Genomic DNA, 13,299 nt, shown 5'->3' with positions numbered 1-13,299 from the left:
GCTGAAAGTGATCCAGGTCAAGGCAAAGCAGAAATGCACCTTCGAGTATTTAATTGAACTTATAGTAGGTTAAATCGCCTTGTCCCCGTTACAGGACTTTCAAGCGGAAGGAAGTGTACAGCTTTCTTCAACCAGAGTGGAACCGCGCTATTTATGCGTCTCTGTCACCTTATTTAGGTGGCAGGGGCGCTTTATTTTTTTCAAAAAACCAAAAAGAGGGGGTAAAAAATGTTTAAACGTATAAGGGAAGACATTGCTAATATTTTTGAAAATGACCCAGCAGCACGTAGCGTATTTGAGGTTGTATTAACGTATTCGGGCTTACATGCCATCTGGTCACATCGCATTGCACATTGGTTTTTCAAACGTAAATTTTTCTTTATCGCACGTGCGATTTCTCAAGTTAGCCGATTTTTTACTGGCATCGAAATTCATCCGGGTGCAAAAATTGGTCGTCGCTTTTTCATTGACCACGGGATGGGAGTCGTGATTGGTGAAACTTGTGAAATCGGCAATGATGTGACACTTTATCAAGGCGTGACATTAGGTGGTACAGGGAAAGAAAAGGGAAAACGTCATCCAACATTAGAAGACGGGGTCTTAGTTGCAACAGGAGCAAAAGTACTCGGCTCCATTACAATCGGTGCAAACAGTAAAATTGGTGCGGGCTCGGTCGTCTTAAAAGAAGTACCACCAAATGCAACGGTTGTAGGAATTCCAGGTAAAGTGGTGATGATTGACGGCATTCGTACAGAAGCGAAAAAACTGGATCACCAAAATATCCCTGACCCAGTCGGTGATCGTTGCGATTCCTTAGAGAAGACGCTCGAAAAATTACAACAAGAGATTGCAAACTTAAAAAAGGAGCAATAATGATGAACATTCAAATTTTTAATACATTAACACGACAAAAAGAGCCATTTGTGCCGCAAGAAGAGGGCAAAGTGAGCATGTATGTATGCGGACCGACTGTATACAATTACATCCATATTGGTAATTCACGCCCGGTTATCGTTTATGATACGGTGCGTCGCTATTTACAATACGCAGGGTACGAGGTGAAGTTTGTATCGAACTTTACAGACGTTGATGACAAAATTATTAAAGCAGCAAATGAGCTGGGTGAAGAAACATCTGAATTAACGGAGCGCTTTATTGCCGCGTATTTTGAAGATATTACAGCTTTAGGCTGCAAAAAGGCAGACGCACATCCTCGTGTAACTGAGCATATGGACGATATTATTGACTTTATTCGAGTGCTAATTGACAAAGGCTATGCATATGAATCTCAAGGCGATGTTTATTACCGCACGCGTAAATTCAATGGTTACGGAAAATTAAGCCATCAATCGATTGATGATTTAAAGGTTGGGGCGCGTATTGAAGCGGGCGAGAAAAAAGAAGACCCATTAGATTTTGCGTTATGGAAAGCGGCAAAACCAGGTGAGGTAAAATGGGACTCACCATGGGGAGCGGGGCGTCCGGGCTGGCATATTGAATGTTCTGTAATGGCGCGTGAGCACTTAGGCGATACAATCGATATTCACGCGGGTGGGCAAGATTTAACATTCCCGCATCACGAAAACGAAATTGCTCAGTCAGAAGCGCATAATGACAAAACATTTGCACGTTACTGGATGCATAATGGGTATATTAATATCGATAATGAAAAGATGTCGAAGTCTTTAGGGAACTTTATTTTAGTGCATGATATTCGTCAGCAAATTGACCCACAAGTGTTGCGCTTCTTCATGCTATCAGTGCATTACCGTCACCCAATCAACTTCGCACAAGATTTAGTGGAGGCTGCGAAAAATGGCTTGGATCGTATCCGTACATCTTATGCAAACGTAGAGCATCGATTAGCTTCTTCTGCAAGTTTGGGCGATAATAGCGAGGAGTGGATGGCAAAGGTGAATCAAGCAAAAGTTGATTTCGAGCTAGCGATGAACGATGATTTCAACACGGCAAATGCCATTTCCGTTTTATTCGAACTATCTCGTATTGCAAACGTCTACTTAAACGAAGCGAATACAGATAGAGCTGTACTGCAAACGATGTTGACGATGTTTGACACGATCGGTGATGTATTGGGGATTCAAGTAAAGGTAGAGACCGGCTTACTTGACGAAGAAATTGAAGCATTAATCGAAGAACGTAATGCCGCACGTAAAAACCGCGATTTTGCTCGTTCAGACGAAATTCGCGACCAATTACTGAGCATGGACATCGTGCTGGAAGATACTCGTCAAGGGACGCGCTGGAAACGAGGTCAATAATGCAATCACCACATGAAATCAAGCAATTAAATGCATTGGCACTGGCTTATATGGGCGATGCCGTGCTAGAACAACGCATTCGCGAGCATTTAATTTTATTAGGGCGTGCAAAGCCACATACTTTGCACAAAGAAGCGACAAAGTATGTATCAGCAAAGGCACAATCCGATATTGTGCACCGCATGCTTGAAGAAAATTTTTTAACAGAAGACGAACAGGCGGTATTTCGCAGAGGACGCAATGCGAAATCCGGCTCTGTTCCTAAAAATACAGACGTACGCACATATCGCAACAGCTCGGGCTTTGAAGCGGTATTAGGCTATTTATTTTTATGTAAAGAGCTAGCGCGAGCAAATGAAATTATTGACTATGCAATTGTTATTGTAGAGCAGTCAAAAGGAGTGTAATTATGGCGGAAAGAAGACAACGAGATCGTAACACATCGCGTGATTTTAAAGGTCGCGACAAGAAGTCATCCTTTAAAGCACCAGAGAAAAAACAGCCGGACAAGCCACAAAATGTATCAGAAGAAGTAAGCGGAGAGATGATTGCCGGTAAAAATCCAGTACTTGAGGCACTGCGTTCGGGTCGTGAAATAAATAAAGTATGGATTGCTGAAGGTGTAAAGAAAACCGGCATTCAAGAGTTAATTGATTTAGCGAAAGAGCAAGGGGTATTAGTGCAATTTGTTCCAAAACAAAAGATTGATAAATTAGCAGAGAATCATCAAGGCATTGTTGCTTCTGTGGCGGCGTATGATTATGCAGAGTTAGATGATTTATTTGCTGCAGCCAAAGCCAAAAATGAAGACCCATTTTTCATGATTTTAGATGAGCTAGAAGATCCGCATAATTTAGGCTCTATTATGCGTACAGCAGATGCAATTGGTGTACACGGGATTATTATTCCGAAGCGTCGTGCGGTGGGGTTAACGGCGGTTGTGGCCAAAGCTTCGACAGGGGCAATTGAGCATGTGCCGGTTGTACGTGTGACCAATTTAGCACAGACAGTAGATGAGCTAAAAGAGCGCGGCGTATGGATTGCTGGTACGGACGCAAAAGGTTCTCAAGATTATCGCAATATGGATGCAACATTACCACTTGCTTTAATTATTGGTAGTGAGGGTAAAGGAATGAGCCGTCTATTAAAAGATAAATGTGATTTCTTATACCATTTGCCGATGATTGGTCATGTAACATCGCTAAATGCTTCTGTTGCGGCAGCACTACTAATGTACGAAGTGTACCGTAAACGCCAAGAAGTAAACGGTTAATATGCAAAATATTTTGCTAGTAGACGGCTACAATATGATTGGCGCTTGGCGTGAGCTGCGTCCTCTACGTGAGCCACACTTTGAAGATGCCCGTGATCGCTTAATTGAGCGAATGGCTGAATATAAAGCGCATACAGGGTGGCGTGTTATTGTCGTCTTTGATGCGCATCTTGTACCGGGTACGGAGCAGCTTTATATTCAGCATGCTGTTGAAGTGATTTATACCCGCAAAAATGAAACAGCGGATGAGCGTATTGAAAAGTTATCTAATGAGTTAAAAGGGCGTAAGGTTCAAATTCATGTAGCCACGTCCGATATGACAGAGCAAAATGTTGTCTTTGGTCATGGTGCACTGCGAAAATCAGCACGTGAACTTGAAATTGAAATGCAAATTATTCAATCAAAAATTTCTTCCAAAGTAAAAGAAGCCCGTGAAGAAAAACCAGCTTCACGCATTAAATTATCAAAAGAGGTTGAGTTGCAATTTGAAAAGTGGCGAAGAGGGCTCAAATAATAATTTGCTCGTTTTTTCCAATTAAGTTATACTGTTCCTAATTTATTCTGGCGTAGCTCGAGGTGATTTTTATTGCTTAAAAGTGAGAAGTTACAAATGGTACGGCAATTTGAACATTTAACAGATGAACAACTTGTAGAGCAGGTGCATCTAGGCAATACAGATGCGTTAGATTTTTTGATTTCTAAATATCGATTATTTGTGAAATCGAAAGCACGGTCTTATTTTCTAATAGGGGCGGACCGAGAAGATATTATTCAAGAAGGCATGATTGGTTTATACAAGGCAATTCGTGATTTTAAAGAGGATAAACTTGCATCGTTTCGCGCATTTGCTGAACTGTGTATTACAAGGCAAATCATTACAGCAATCAAAACAGCTACACGTCAAAAGCATATTCCACTGAATTCCTATGTGTCACTTGACAAGCCGATTTATGATGAAGAATCGGAGCGCACATTAATGGACATTATTACAAGCCCTATTTCAGATGACCCGGAATATTTGATGATTAATCGTGAGGATTATCTTTATTTAGAGCAAAAGATGGGCGAGGTATTGAGTGAGCTCGAACAACAAGTACTAACGCGCTATCTAGAAGGGCAATCCTATAATGAAATTTCAGAAGAATTAAATCGCCATGTCAAATCAATCGACAATGCACTGCAGCGCGTAAAGCGTAAATTGGAGCGTCATTTAGAGCTAAAAGAAATGACCTAAAGCATAGGAACCTTTGTTGACAGTGGCAAAATTAGGTGTTAGTCTTTAAAGGACAAAATGCCGAAAAGGTGATAAAATATGGCAAAAAAAGTCGTTTTAAGTTGTGATAAATGCGGCTCAAGAAACTATAGTATCCCTAAAAAAGAGGGAGCTACTGAGCGTTTAGAGCTTAAAAAGTTTTGCTCGCATTGCAATGAACATACAATGCATAAACAAACGTTATAAACGAAACATAGATTAATTTGGTGTTCGGGGGTAGGCAAAATGAGTAAGGTATCGAACTTTTTACAAGAAGTCGGCTCTGAAATGCGTAAAACAAGCTGGCCAAAAAGCAAAGAGTTAACAAAGTACACGGTTGTTGTAGTAACAACGGTAATCGTCATGGCGTTATTCTTTACAGTTGTAGATTTAGGAATCTCAGAATTATTCCGTTGGTTCTTGTCTCTATAAGCTACGTCATGTTAATATTGCGAAAGAGCCCGTCCATTTTAAATAACGGGTTTTTTCATTTGTTTTAAAACGAATAAGCTTTGTTTGAAGAAATAGATTTTGAAATTTGTGACTGAGGAATCAAGCCTTAACACATTTAATGTAAAGGAGGGACGGACGATTTAGTCCTACCTAATATGGAGAAAAATTGGTATGTAGTGCATACGTATTCGGGTTATGAAAACCGAGTGAAAGCAAACCTTGAAAAACGTGTAGAAACGATGGGGATGCAAGATAAAATTTTCCGCGTCATCGTAGCAGAACACGAAGAAATTGACGTAAAAGAAGACGGTAAGAAAAAAGCGGTTATGCGTAAAATTTTCCCGGGTTATGTATTAGTAGAACTAATCATGACGGATGATGCATGGTATGTAGTACGTAACACACCAGGCGTAACAGGGTTTATTGGTTCTTCAGGTGGTGGTGTAAAACCAACGCCGCTTTTACCAGAAGAAGCTGAACGCTTACTTGCTCAAATGGGCATGAATCAACAACAACTAGGTGAAATTGAAATTACTGTTGGTGAAGTTGTGGAAGTTCTTGAAGGACCATTCGCACATTTCCAAGGTCGCGTAGAAGAAGTAGATATCGAAAAAGCGAAATTAAAAGTTTTAGTTGATATGTTTGGTCGAGAAACAGTGATGGAACTTGACTTTAACCAAGTTCAAAAAATATAGAATTATTTATACTTGATTAAGCATTTTAAAAGTGTTATCATTTCATAGGTCAGACTGTCATAAAAATGACGTGTGATATAAAATTAGTTTTAATGTTATCGGCAAGTTAGCTGACGAACAGATATTTGAGTGGGAGGGGCAACCCAATTACCACATCACGGACTTAAGGAGGTGTGTCTCGTGGCTAAAAAAGTTATTAAAGTTGTAAAACTTCAAATCCCTGCTGGTAAAGCAAACCCAGCACCACCAGTTGGTCCTGCATTAGGTCAAGCAGGTGTTAACATCATGGGATTCTGTAAAGAATTTAACGCTCGTACTGCTGATCAAGCTGGTTTAATTATTCCAGTTGAAATTTCAGTATTCGAAGACCGTTCATTCACTTTCATTACTAAAACTCCACCTGCAGCGGTATTACTTAAAGTAGCAGCTGGTATCCAATCTGGATCAGGTGAACCAAACCGTAAGAAAGTTGCAACAGTTAAACGTGATAAAGTTCGCGAAATCGCTGAACAAAAAATGCCAGACCTTAACGCTGCTTCAGTTGAAGCTGCAATGTTAATGGTTGAAGGTACTGCACGAAGCATGGGTATCACTATCGAAGACTAATCCCATCTTCACACTTGATGATGTTTTTGTTTTTGGAAGGTTGCTGCACTCGGATATTCATTTAGAAGAGTGAGCAACCTTTATTCGTGGGAGGTCAAATCCGTTACAACCACAATCAAGGAGGAAATTTATAATGGCTAAAAAAGGTAAAAAAATGCAAGATGCAGTTAAATTAATCGATCGCGCTACTTTATATTCTGTAGAAGAAGCAGTAGCATTAGCGCAAAAAACATCTACAGTTAACTTCGATGCAACTGTAGAAGTAGCGTTCAAATTAGGTATCGACACTCGTAAGAATGACCAACAAATCCGTGGTGCAGTAGTATTACCACACGGTACTGGTAAAACTCAAAAAGTATTAGTATTCGCTAAGGGTGAGAAAGCTAAAGAAGCAGAAGCTGCTGGTGCTGACTACGTAGGCGATTCAGATATGGTAAACAAAATCCAACAAGGTTGGTTCGATTTCGATGTAATCGTGGCAACACCTGACATGATGGGTGAAGTTGGTAAATTAGGTCGTGTATTAGGACCAAAAGGCTTAATGCCAAACCCTAAAACAGGCACAGTTACTTTCGACGTAACAAAAGCTATCGAAGAAATCAAAGCTGGTAAAGTAGAATACCGCGCTGAAAAAGCTGGTATCATCCACGCTCCTATCGGTAAAGTTTCTTTCGAGACAGAAAAATTAGTAGAAAACTTCTTAGCTGTATTTGAAGTAATTCAAAAAGCTAAGCCAGCTGCATCAAAAGGCACTTACATGAAGTCTGTAAATATTACAACTACAATGGGTCCTGCTGTAAAAGTTGACGCTGCTAACGTAGGAATCAAATAATTAAAACAATTCTAGTAATCGTTTTAATTTAATTACTTGACAACGGGCCGCTTACTTGGTAAGATGGGTGCTGTTGTGAATCATCCATTTGTACCGTAGACAGTAGGAGTGACTTGTCACTTAATGATCCTACCGAGGACATCGGAGTTCGGATTCTTTTTAAGATGATGTACTTTCAGCCTCTGTGTCTATTAAGATATAGAGGCTTTTCTTTGTCGGTATAAATGACTCATTCTAATAGGAGGTGTCATCATGAGCAAAGCAATCGAAACTAAAAAAGTTCAAGTTGAAGAAATCACTGAAAAATTCAAAGCTGCTGCATCTGTAGTAGTAGTTGACTACCGTGGTTTAACTGTAGGACAAGTAACAGAATTACGTAAGCAATTACGTGAAGCTGGTGTAGAGTTTAAAGTTTACAAAAACACTTTATCTCGTCGTGCTGCTGAAGCCGCTGGTTTAGAAGGAATCAACGAATCTTTAACTGGACCAAACGCTATCGCATTCTCTAGCGAGGACGTAGTAGCTCCAGCTAAAATCATTAACGATTTCGCTAAGAAAAACGAAGCGTTAGAAATTAAAGCTGGTATCATCGAAGGTACTGTCGCATCTGTTGAAGACGTTAAAGCTCTTGCAGAACTTCCATCACGCGAAGGTCTATTATCAATGCTTTTATCTGTACTTCAAGCTCCAGTGCGCAACTTCGCACTTGCAACAAAAGCTGTTGCAGATCAAAAAGAAGAACAAGGCGCTTAATCGCATCTTCACTTCAAAAATCGGCTTAACGGCCTAAAACCCAATAAACATCCAATAGGAGGAAATTAAAATGAACAAAGAGCAAATCTTAGAAGCTATCAAAGCTATGACAGTTCTAGAATTAAACGATTTAGTAAAAGCAATCGAAGAAGAATTCGGTGTAACAGCAGCAGCTCCTGTAGCTGTAGTAGCTGGCGGTGCAGCTGGTGGCGCTGAAGAAAAATCAGAATTTGATGTAGTATTAGCATCTGCTGGTGGAGAAAAAATCAAAGTAATCAAAGTGGTTCGTGAAATCACTGGTTTAGGTTTAAAAGAAGCTAAAGAGGTTGTTGACAACGCTCCTAAAGCTCTTAAAGAAGGCGTATCTAAAGAAGACGCTGAAGCAATCAAAGCTAAACTTGAAGAAGTTGGCGCTACTGTAGAAGTTAAATAATTTCAGTTTAACTTACTTTACTAAGTCCTGTACTTAGTTTCATAAGGAAAGCTCGTCACAATTTTGCGGCGAGCTTTTCTTTATGTAGTGGATTAGAAGAAATACTTTTTTCGTAAAACTCCACATATGAAAAATCCTTTCACGCTATTTGATGTGAAAGCTATTTTCTACCATCTATTTAGGAGGCGTGTTCCACATGTCTGAACATTATTATTCAAATAAGCCTCAAACGGAAAGTAAACCACGCCAATGGAAGTTTACTTTATTAGGACATACATTTACATTTGAAACAGATGCAGGTGTATTCAGTAAAAGCGAAGTAGATTTTGGTTCCCGTGTGTTAATCGATGCTTTTGAAATGCCGAAAGTAGAAGGTGTTGTACTGGATGTTGGTTGTGGCTATGGACCGATTGGCTTATCAATCGCAAAGAATTATCCGGAGCGAGACGTATTAATGATGGATATTAATACCCGTGCGATTGGTTTATCGCAAAAAAACGCTCAACTAAACGGGGTTCAAAATGTACGTATTTTTGAAAGTGACGGCTTAAGTGCTGTAGAAGCTGGAACACAAGCCGCTGCTATTTTAACCAATCCACCGATTCGTGCTGGAAAAGAAACGATTTTTAGATTTTATGATCAAGCATATGAATTATTAGTGGAAAACGGCGAGCTGTGGGTAGTGATTCAGAAGAAACAAGGTGCGCCATCAACGGTGAGTCATTTAGAGGAGATGTTTTCGGAAGTAGATGTTGTTGAGAAGAAAAAAGGGTATTGGATTGTATGTGCAAAAAAATAAGTAAGATACGTTTCGAATATTGACTTGACAAATCGACTATGTTAACATTATAAAATGCAAAATTATTATTTTGAAGTAGTGTGCCCTTTTGCATAACTTAAACAATATTACGGGTATACTTACTAAGAATAAGTTAAGTTTAACCGGAAATGAGGTTTATAAAAAGTCTCGTTTTCTTTCTGTCTTTCGAAATCATACACTATTTGTAAGGTTTTGCAAAGACCTATTATCGCTTTATTGAGGGGTGAATGAGTTGACAGGTCAACTAGTTCAGTACGGACAACACCGCCAGCGTAGAAGCTTTGCGCGTATTAGTGAGGTGCTGGAACTTCCGAATTTAATCGAGATTCAAACAGCATCTTATGAGTGGTTCCTTGAAGAAGGATTGCGTGAGATGTTCCACGACATTTCTCCAATCGAGGATTTTACAGGTAATCTTTCATTAGAATTTGTCGACTATACATTAGGAGATCCTAAGTATGATGTCGATGAGTGTAAAGAACGTGACGTGACTTACGCAGCACCATTACGCGTGAAAGTACGTTTACACAACAAAGAAACAAACGAAGTAAAAGAACAAGATGTCTTCATGGGGGATTTCCCACTAATGACAGAAACAGGCACGTTTATTATTAACGGTGCTGAACGTGTTATCGTATCTCAGTTAGTTCGTTCTCCAAGTGTATACTTCAACGAAAAAACAGATAAAAACGGTAAAAAAGGCTTCGGTGCAACAGTTATTCCAAACCGTGGTGCATGGTTAGAATATGAAACTGACGCGAAAGATGTAGTATATGTGCGTATCGACCGTACACGTAAATTACCAGTAACAGTACTTTTACGTGCATTAGGTTTTGGCACTGACCAAGAAATTATCGATATCATTGGCGACAATGAATATTTACGTAATACGTTAGAAAAAGATAATACAGAAGGTACTGAAAAGGCACTTCTTGAAATCTATGAACGTTTACGTCCAGGTGAACCACCAACTGTTGAATCAGCGAAAAATTTATTATATTCTCGTTTCTTCGACGCTAAACGTTATGATTTAGCCAATGTTGGTCGTTACAAAATGAACAAAAAGCTTCATATTAAAAATCGTTTATTCAACCAAACGGTAGCTGAAACAATTGTGAATCCAGAAACGGGTGAAATTCTTGTAGAAGCGGGTACGTTATTAGATCGTCGTACATTAGATAAGTTAATTCCAGCTTTAGAGGACGGCGCTGGCTTCAAAACATTAAGCCAAAACGGTGGCGTGTTAGAAGATGATGTAACAATCCAATCTATTAAGATTTTCGCACCAAATGATGAAGCACAAAAAGAAATCAACGTTATTTCAAACGCTTATATTGATGAAGAAGTAAAAAACCTTACACCAGCAGATATTTTGGCTTCGGTATCATACTTCTTTAACTTATTATATGACGTAGGTAACACAGACGATATTGACCATTTAGGTAACCGTCGTTTACGTTCAGTTGGTGAGTTACTACAAAACCAATTCCGTATCGGTTTATCTCGTATGGAACGTGTAGTACGTGAGCGTATGTCTATCAATGACACAGCTGCAATTGTACCACAACAATTAATCAATATCCGTCCAGTTATTGCATCAATTAAAGAGTTCTTTGGTTCTTCTCAATTATCTCAGTTCATGGACCAAACAAACCCATTAGCTGAGTTAACGCACAAACGACGTTTATCTGCATTAGGGCCAGGTGGTTTAACACGTGAGCGCGCAGGTATGGAAGTACGTGACGTTCACTACTCACACTATGGTCGTATGTGTCCAATCGAGACGCCTGAGGGACCAAACATCGGTCTTATCAACTCATTATCTTCATTCGCAAAAGTAAATAAGTTTGGCTTTATCGAAACACCTTATCGCCGAGTAGACCCGGAAACAGGTGCGGTTACAGATGAAATCCATTACTTAACTGCTGACGAAGAAGATAACTATGTAGTTGCACAAGCAAACTCTGAATTAACAGCAGAGCGTACTTTTGCAAAAGAAGAAGTAGTTGGTCGTTTCCGTGGGGATAACACGGTGTTCAACCGCGATCGTATCGACTACATGGACGTATCTCCAAAACAAGTAGTCTCTGCCGCTACTGCATGTATTCCATTCTTAGAAAACGACGACTCAAACCGTGCGTTAATGGGTGCAAACATGCAACGTCAAGCTGTTCCTTTACTATATCCAAACGCACCATACGTTGGTACTGGTATGGAGCACGTGGACGCTCGTGATTCAGGTGCCGCTGTTGTTGCTAAAAAACACGGTATTGTTGAGCATGTAGAAGCTCGCACAATCCACGTTCGTACAATCGAAGAAATTGACGGCAAAGAAGTGAAGGGCGACTTAGTCAAATACAAATTACAAAAATTCATTCGTTCAAACCAAGGTACTTCATATAACCAACGTCCAATCGTAAAAGTTGGCGACCGTGTCAAACCTCGTGATATTTTAGCTGACGGTCCTTCAATGGAGCGTGGTGAATTAGCACTTGGTCAAAACGTACTTGTTGCGTTCATGACTTGGGATGGCTTCAACTACGAGGATGCTGTTATTATGAGCGAACGCCTTGTAAAAGATGATGTATATACTTCTGTTCATATTGAAGAATATGAATCAGAATCTCGTGATACTAAGCTTGGACCTGAAGAAATCACACGTGACATTCCAAACGTAGGGGAGGATGCACTTCGTAACCTCGACGACCGCGGAATTATTCGTATCGGTGCAGAAGTACGTGACGGTGATATTTTAGTAGGTAAAGTTACGCCTAAAGGGGTTACGGAGTTAACTGCAGAAGAGCGTTTATTACATGCTATCTTCGGTGAAAAAGCCCGCGAAGTACGTGACACGTCTTTACGTGTACCACACGGTGCTGGCGGTATCATTTTAGACGTTAAAGTCTTTAACCGTGAAGACGGTGACGAATTACCACCGGGTGTTAACCAATTAGTTCGTGCTTATATTGTTCAAAAACGTAAAATCCGCGTTGGGGACAAAATGGCCGGACGCCATGGTAACAAAGGGGTAATCTCACGAATCTTACCAGAAGAAGATATGCCATTCATGCCAGACGGCACACCAGTGGATATCATGCTTAACCCATTAGGGGTACCTTCTCGTATGAACATCGGACAAGTGTTAGAGCTTCATTTAGGTATGGCTGCACGCTACTTAGGCGTACACATGGCGACACCAGTATTTGACGGTGCTAACGAAGAAGATGTTTGGGAAACGATGGAAGAAGCTGGTATGAACCGTGACGGTAAAACAATTCTTTATGATGGACGTTCAGGTGAACCATTCGACAGCCGTGTTTCTGTTGGGATCATGTACATGATCAAATTAGCGCACATGGTTGATGATAAACTTCACGCACGTTCAACTGGTCCTTACTCATTAGTAACGCAACAACCGCTTGGTGGTAAAGCACAATTCGGTGGTCAACGTTTCGGTGAGATGGAGGTTTGGGCACTTGAAGCTTATGGTGCTGCTTACACGTTACAAGAGATTTTAACTGTAAAATCGGATGACGTTGTAGGTCGTGTAAAAACATACGAAGCCATCGTTAAAGGTGAAAGTGTACCAGAACCAGGTGTACCAGAATCATTTAAAGTATTAATTAAAGAACTTCAGTCATTAGGTATGGATGTGAAGATGCTTACAATCAACGATGAGGAAGTAGAATTACGCGACCTTGACGATGAAGATGAAGTAGCCGTTGCACCAGCTCCAGAAACGGAACGCCAAGCTAATGATGATAAAGAAGACCCAGTAGAGTCATTTGAATAATTTCAAATTGAATCGGGCAGGTATATGCCCTGCCCGATTTTTCTTTTATAACGATTGAAAAAAGCAGATTTCATAATGGCCTAGAATGAAATTTTTGCAATAGCAGAGCT

Annotated in this window: 15 protein-coding genes and 2 other annotated features (1 of these 17 cut by a window edge); all 15 genes read left to right on the top strand. The window is 40.1% G+C overall.

Annotated elements, in window-relative coordinates:
• Positions 1-166, top strand: a binding site (T-box leader); it begins 59 nt to the left of the window's first position.
• 62 nt (positions 167-228) lie between these two features.
• The 15 genes from epsC (at position 229) to rpoB (ending at position 13,189) form a co-directional block, all read left to right on the top strand.
• The gene (gene epsC / locus MKX47_RS19480; protein ID WP_340777441.1) at positions 229-873 is read left to right on the top strand and encodes a serine O-acetyltransferase EpsC; all 645 of its coding nucleotides are present in this window, start codon (positions 229-231) and stop codon (positions 871-873) included.
• 2 nt (positions 874-875) lie between these two features.
• Positions 876-2,279, top strand: a complete 1,404-nt coding sequence (gene cysS / locus MKX47_RS19475) for a cysteine--tRNA ligase (RefSeq protein ID WP_340777439.1) — start codon at positions 876-878, stop codon at positions 2,277-2,279.
• Complete coding sequence (locus MKX47_RS19470) at positions 2,279-2,686, top strand: Mini-ribonuclease 3 (protein ID WP_340777437.1); 408 nt, start codon at positions 2,279-2,281, stop codon at positions 2,684-2,686. The genes cysS and MKX47_RS19470 overlap by 1 nt, the downstream gene beginning before the upstream one ends.
• Before the next feature lie 137 nt (positions 2,687-2,823).
• Positions 2,824-3,552 (top strand): 23S rRNA (guanosine(2251)-2'-O)-methyltransferase RlmB, encoded by a 729-nt coding sequence (gene rlmB, locus MKX47_RS19465; protein ID WP_340777899.1) that lies wholly within the window; start codon positions 2,824-2,826, stop codon positions 3,550-3,552.
• Position 3,553: 1 nt separating this feature from the next.
• Positions 3,554-4,066: an NYN domain-containing protein gene (locus MKX47_RS19460; RefSeq protein WP_340777436.1), complete on the top strand. Its 513-nt coding sequence runs from the start codon at positions 3,554-3,556 to the stop codon at positions 4,064-4,066.
• Positions 4,067-4,162: 96 nt separating this feature from the next.
• A complete protein-coding gene (gene sigH / locus MKX47_RS19455; RefSeq protein ID WP_445683620.1) occupies positions 4,163-4,786 on the top strand; it encodes an RNA polymerase sporulation sigma factor SigH in 624 nt (207 codons plus the stop codon).
• Between the two features lie 78 nt (positions 4,787-4,864).
• Positions 4,865-5,011 carry a 50S ribosomal protein L33 gene (gene rpmG, locus MKX47_RS19450; protein ID WP_340777433.1) on the top strand — a complete coding sequence of 49 codons (147 nt, stop codon included), beginning with the start codon at positions 4,865-4,867 and terminating at the stop codon, positions 5,009-5,011.
• Positions 5,012-5,050: 39 nt separating this feature from the next.
• Positions 5,051-5,236 (top strand): preprotein translocase subunit SecE, encoded by a 186-nt coding sequence (gene secE / locus MKX47_RS19445; protein WP_340777430.1) that lies wholly within the window; start codon positions 5,051-5,053, stop codon positions 5,234-5,236.
• Between the two features lie 176 nt (positions 5,237-5,412).
• On the top strand, positions 5,413-5,952 hold the full coding sequence (gene nusG / locus MKX47_RS19440; RefSeq protein WP_340777427.1) for a transcription termination/antitermination protein NusG: 540 nt from the start codon (positions 5,413-5,415) through the stop codon (positions 5,950-5,952).
• 180 nt (positions 5,953-6,132) lie between these two features.
• Complete coding sequence (gene rplK / locus MKX47_RS19435) at positions 6,133-6,558, top strand: 50S ribosomal protein L11 (protein WP_008406998.1); 426 nt, start codon at positions 6,133-6,135, stop codon at positions 6,556-6,558.
• A 133-nt stretch (positions 6,559-6,691) separates the two neighbouring features.
• Entirely contained in the window at positions 6,692-7,390 is a 699-nt protein-coding gene (gene rplA / locus MKX47_RS19430) for a 50S ribosomal protein L1 (RefSeq protein WP_340777424.1), read from the top strand.
• Between the two features lie 75 nt (positions 7,391-7,465).
• Positions 7,466-7,610, top strand: a sequence feature (ribosomal protein L10 leader region).
• A gap of 32 nt (positions 7,611-7,642) precedes the next feature.
• The gene (gene rplJ / locus MKX47_RS19425) at positions 7,643-8,143 is read left to right on the top strand and encodes a 50S ribosomal protein L10 (RefSeq protein WP_340777421.1); all 501 of its coding nucleotides are present in this window, start codon (positions 7,643-7,645) and stop codon (positions 8,141-8,143) included.
• 70 nt (positions 8,144-8,213) lie between these two features.
• Positions 8,214-8,576 carry a 50S ribosomal protein L7/L12 gene (rplL, locus tag MKX47_RS19420; protein WP_340777420.1) on the top strand — a complete coding sequence of 121 codons (363 nt, stop codon included), beginning with the start codon at positions 8,214-8,216 and terminating at the stop codon, positions 8,574-8,576.
• A gap of 196 nt (positions 8,577-8,772) precedes the next feature.
• Positions 8,773-9,375: a class I SAM-dependent methyltransferase gene (locus tag MKX47_RS19415; RefSeq protein ID WP_340777418.1), complete on the top strand. Its 603-nt coding sequence runs from the start codon at positions 8,773-8,775 to the stop codon at positions 9,373-9,375.
• A gap of 253 nt (positions 9,376-9,628) precedes the next feature.
• Positions 9,629-13,189 carry a DNA-directed RNA polymerase subunit beta gene (rpoB, locus tag MKX47_RS19410; protein ID WP_340777416.1) on the top strand — a complete coding sequence of 1,187 codons (3,561 nt, stop codon included), beginning with the start codon at positions 9,629-9,631 and terminating at the stop codon, positions 13,187-13,189.
• The last annotated feature ends 110 nt before the right edge of the window (positions 13,190-13,299 follow it).

This window comes from Solibacillus sp. FSL R7-0668 (assembly GCF_038006205.1).
Classification (GTDB): domain Bacteria; phylum Bacillota; class Bacilli; order Bacillales_A; family Planococcaceae; genus Solibacillus.
This window is presented reverse-complemented; position numbering and strand designations above follow the sequence as displayed.

What these genes read in the sequence shown, in the direction of transcription:
- cysS (WP_340777439.1), top strand. Translation starts at nt 876, where the DNA reads ATGAACATTCAAATTTTTAATACATTAACACGACAAAAAGAGCCATTT.
- sigH (WP_445683620.1), top strand. Translation starts at nt 4,163, where the DNA reads ATGGTACGGCAATTTGAACATTTAACAGATGAACAACTTGTAGAGCAG.
- MKX47_RS19415 (WP_340777418.1), top strand. Translation starts at nt 8,773, where the DNA reads ATGTCTGAACATTATTATTCAAATAAGCCTCAAACGGAAAGTAAACCA.
- rplL (WP_340777420.1), top strand. Translation starts at nt 8,214, where the DNA reads ATGAACAAAGAGCAAATCTTAGAAGCTATCAAAGCTATGACAGTTCTA.
- MKX47_RS19470 (WP_340777437.1), top strand. Translation starts at nt 2,279, where the DNA reads ATGCAATCACCACATGAAATCAAGCAATTAAATGCATTGGCACTGGCT.
- epsC (WP_340777441.1), top strand. Translation starts at nt 229, where the DNA reads ATGTTTAAACGTATAAGGGAAGACATTGCTAATATTTTTGAAAATGAC.
- rplJ (WP_340777421.1), top strand. Translation starts at nt 7,643, where the DNA reads ATGAGCAAAGCAATCGAAACTAAAAAAGTTCAAGTTGAAGAAATCACT.
- rpmG (WP_340777433.1), top strand. Translation starts at nt 4,865, where the DNA reads ATGGCAAAAAAAGTCGTTTTAAGTTGTGATAAATGCGGCTCAAGAAAC.
- MKX47_RS19460 (WP_340777436.1), top strand. Translation starts at nt 3,554, where the DNA reads ATGCAAAATATTTTGCTAGTAGACGGCTACAATATGATTGGCGCTTGG.
- rplA (WP_340777424.1), top strand. Translation starts at nt 6,692, where the DNA reads ATGGCTAAAAAAGGTAAAAAAATGCAAGATGCAGTTAAATTAATCGAT.
- rlmB (WP_340777899.1), top strand. Translation starts at nt 2,824, where the DNA reads ATGATTGCCGGTAAAAATCCAGTACTTGAGGCACTGCGTTCGGGTCGT.
- nusG (WP_340777427.1), top strand. Translation starts at nt 5,413, where the DNA reads ATGGAGAAAAATTGGTATGTAGTGCATACGTATTCGGGTTATGAAAAC.
- secE (WP_340777430.1), top strand. Translation starts at nt 5,051, where the DNA reads ATGAGTAAGGTATCGAACTTTTTACAAGAAGTCGGCTCTGAAATGCGT.